The 1,301-nt window shown below is 72.9% G+C and carries 2 protein-coding genes; both read right to left on the bottom strand.

Annotation, left to right across the window (positions count from 1 at the left end; translation table 11 throughout):
- Window positions 1-808 (bottom strand): CoA ester lyase (locus MJ783_RS04185; RefSeq protein WP_239308592.1); only part of this gene is annotated, 808 nt, incomplete at its 3' end.
- The coding region (locus MJ783_RS04180) for a MaoC family dehydratase (protein ID WP_239308591.1) at window positions 805-1,301 on the bottom strand (497 nt) is incomplete at its 5' end. The genes MJ783_RS04185 and MJ783_RS04180, both read right to left, overlap by 4 nt.

Below are 1,301 nucleotides of genomic sequence, written 5' to 3'. Positions count from 1 at the left end.
AGCGCGCCCGGCTGGCGAGGATGCGCTCGGCGTGGCGCAGGACCGGGGCGTCGACCATGCGGCCTTCGAACCTGAACACGCCGGGGGAGCGGGCCGCGGCGTCGAGCACCCGACTGGCCCAGTCGATCTCCTCCGGTGCGGGCAGGAAAGCCTGTCGTATGGCGGCGACCTGGCTGGGATGGATGCAGGCCTTCAGGGTGAACCCGCTCGCCGCCCCGTCCCGCGCCTCGCGGGCGAGCCCCTCGAGATCGGTGATGTTGAGGTAGACCGCGTCGACGGCGACGCGCAGGTAGGCGCCGGCGGCGAGCAGGATACTGGCGCGGGCGTGGCGGGCGACGTCGTGGTAGCGGCCGTCGGCGTCCCGGCTGGAACGTCCGCCGAGCGCGGCCACCAGGTCTTCGGCTCCCCACATGATGCCGACGGTGTTGCTGACGGCGGCGATGGCGGGTGCGGCGAGCACGCCGCGTGGAGTTTCGCACAGCGCGACGACCTGCCGCGGGGCGAGCGCGGCCACCTGCTCGGCGGTCTCGGTCTTGGCCAGCATCACGGCCTGGTAGGGGGTGCCCGCCAGCGCCGCGATGTCCTCGGCGTGGTCGTCGGTGCCGGCCGGGTTGACCCGCACGATCGTCCGCGCCGGGTCGAGCGGGGTCTCGCGCAGCGCCTGGCGCGCCCGCGGTCTGTCCTCAGGTGCCACGGCGTCCTCCAGATCGAGGATGACGCCGTCGGCCGCCGCGGCGGCCCGCGCATACCGGTCGGGACGGTCGGCGGGACAGAACAGCAGCGCCGGTCCGGGCAGGCGCGCGGTCATCGGGCCACGTCCGGGTCCAGCTCCGGGGCCGGGCCTGTCGGCGGATCGGACGAATCGGCGGCGGTGGATCCGCCGCCCGCGTTCGGGCCCGTTGTGTTCGGGCCCGCTGTGTCCGAGCGCAGCATCAGCGCGCCGCGCACGGCGACCGCGACCACCTCGCCATGCTGGTTGCGCGCGGTGTGCTCAAGGGTGACCACGCCCTGTCCCGGCCGGCTGCGTGACAGGCGCTTGTCCAGGACCACTGTTTCGGCGTAGAGCGTGTCGCCGTGGAAGACCGGCGCCGGGAAGCGGACCTCGGCGAAACCGAGATTGGCGACGGTCGTGCCCTGAGTGAGTTGGTTGACTGACAGACCGACGAGGGTCGACAGCGTGAACAGGCTGTTGACCAGGCGGCGGCCGAAGGGCTGGGTGGCGCTCCATGCCTCGTCGAGGTGCAGCGCCTGCGCGTTCATCGTCAACGTCGTGAACAGCGTGTTGTCGGCTTCACTCACCG

This window comes from Protofrankia sp. Cj3 (genome assembly GCF_917627355.1).
Lineage (GTDB): Bacteria > Actinomycetota > Actinomycetes > Frankiales > Frankiaceae > Protofrankia.
This window is presented reverse-complemented; position numbering and strand designations above follow the sequence as displayed.